We start from the raw sequence: 1837 nt of genomic DNA on the forward strand, positions 1-1837 counted from the left end.
AGAAGTAGCGCATGTACTAACAAATTGCTTAAGAGTGATTCGTAACGCGTGGCATTTTTACTTTGCGGTGGCTTATGGTGATTAAGGCGCTGTGCAGTAGCTTTTGTATTGCGTTACTCACACCTTAGCAAGGCGTTATATGCCCTGAATCGGTGAGCGATTACACGCGAAACAGTTTTTTTATGCTAAACCTATGGTGTCGGGTGTTCACAATGAGCACTATGATGCACATATGGAGATATTCAAATGACAACTAAATTAGTTTGCTACGGTGGCCGAACCACGTATGAATCCAATAGATTAAACAGAACAGAGGCGTTTACACTGAGTGTAGTTGAGCACGTTTTAGGCTCAAATCAATTTGTTGTTAATGAAAGTGACGGAGATTTTACTGAACTTTTAATTCAACATTTAGATGAAGAAAACTTCCTTATTTCTGAAAATCTATTTACGCGTTTAGTTCAGAAAGGAGCAGTTAAACCAAGCGCTGTGTTTTGTAATGATGAACTCCACAAGACAATAAATGTCTGTAAAGAACACACTTCAAATGAATGGCAAATTCTAGATAGTGAGCAGTAGAGTTTGCTGAAAAAAGGCATATAACAAAGCGTTTAAGACAGATTCCCAACGCATGGCATTTTTAATTCCATCGTTGGGTTTTGTGTTTACGGTGGTATGGTTAGGTTAAGTGGTGGCGTTGCTCACTACTTAACGCGGCGTTAGGCGCTTGGTTTAAAACGTAAGATCAAGCTCTTGGAAGTTGTGTCTTAAATCATTGATAATGTGTCCAAACTATCTAGTAACTGAGTTTTATATGGAAACCTCAAAAGAAGAACTTCTAGCCTTATTAACGAAAGAGTGCGAATTGTACTCGTCTATTCCTGCAATTGAGCAACAGCAAAAGCGGGATAAAAAGTGCTTTATAAATGGTTTGATGACGGCTTGCCGAGTGGTCGGTATCAGTTTTGAAGAACTGAACGCGATAATAGAATTGATGCCTCAACAGCCAAAGTTCAAAGATATAGATGAGCAGCTATCTATCCCTACATATGTACGGAACAACGTTGAGATTCAGTTATAAAACGTGGCTACGCGCCTAACAAACTGTTCAAGAGGGATTCGCAACGCGTGGCATTTTCACTATGCGTTGGTTTTAGTGTTTAAGGTGGTCTGCGGCGACTTCGGTATTGCGTTGCTCACCCCTTAACAGGGCGTTAGGCGAATAGCCAAAATTGACGAAGGAAAACAGATGTATAAGGGAAGTTGTTTGTGTGGTTCAATTCAGTTTGAACTTGATGGTATTGTAACTGATATTATTCACTGTCATTGCTCGCTGTGTCGTAAAGCAAGTGGAAGTGCTTATGCAACAAATGGGTTCATTAATGCTCAAGAACTCAAGCTAACAGACCAAGATAAAACTCTTACGTTTTACGAGAGCAGCGAAGGTAAGCGCAAGTACTTCTGTAAAAGTTGCGGCTCTCCTATATACAGTTCAAATGCTCAATCCCCAGAAAGGTATCGCCTTCGTTTGGGAGCTCTAGACAGTGACATATCAGAGCGTCCTATATCTCACAATTTCGTGACTTCGAAAGCGAATTGGGAGGACCTAAATGCGGAATTGCCGCGTTACGAGAAGCATGAACCTGGGCGGAAGTAGCTCCGAACAGGATTTCGCCTAACAAAGCATTTAAGAGTGATTCGCAACGCTTGGCGCTTTCGCTTCGCTCAAGTATAGCCAAGCGTCGCTCACACCTTAATGCGGCGTTATATGCTTTCAAGTTTTAAACAATAAAAGGACTTAAAAATGATTCTAAATCACGTCTCAGTCGGCGCTTCT

The 1837-nt window shown here is 41.2% G+C and carries 3 protein-coding genes; all 3 read left to right on the forward strand.

The genetic code is table 11. From position 1 onward, the window contains the following. Positions 1-246: 246 nt before the first annotated feature. Positions 247-579: a hypothetical protein gene (locus R7E00_RS22630; RefSeq protein WP_054757271.1), complete on the forward strand. Its 333-nt coding sequence runs from the start codon at positions 247-249 to the stop codon at positions 577-579. A 235-nt stretch (positions 580-814) separates the two neighbouring features. After that, entirely contained in the window at positions 815-1081 is a 267-nt protein-coding gene (locus R7E00_RS22635) for a hypothetical protein (protein ID WP_013571723.1), read from the forward strand. A 168-nt stretch (positions 1082-1249) separates the two neighbouring features. Continuing rightward, positions 1250-1657 (forward strand): GFA family protein, encoded by a 408-nt coding sequence (locus R7E00_RS22645; protein WP_045392401.1) that lies wholly within the window; start codon positions 1250-1252, stop codon positions 1655-1657. Positions 1658-1837: the final 180 nt, after the last annotated feature.

Origin of the sequence: Vibrio sp. Vb1755 (genome assembly GCF_033338635.1) — a bacterium.
In the GTDB taxonomy this organism is placed as follows: Bacteria; Pseudomonadota; Gammaproteobacteria; order Enterobacterales; family Vibrionaceae; genus Vibrio; species Vibrio alginolyticus.

Bases quoted from the DNA above. Each gene is read 5' to 3' on its own strand.
- R7E00_RS22630 (WP_054757271.1), top strand. From the start codon at position 247: ATGACAACTAAATTAGTTTGCTACGGTGGCCGAACCACGTATGAATCC.
- R7E00_RS22635 (WP_013571723.1), top strand. From the start codon at position 815: ATGGAAACCTCAAAAGAAGAACTTCTAGCCTTATTAACGAAAGAGTGC.
- R7E00_RS22645 (WP_045392401.1), top strand. From the start codon at position 1,250: ATGTATAAGGGAAGTTGTTTGTGTGGTTCAATTCAGTTTGAACTTGAT.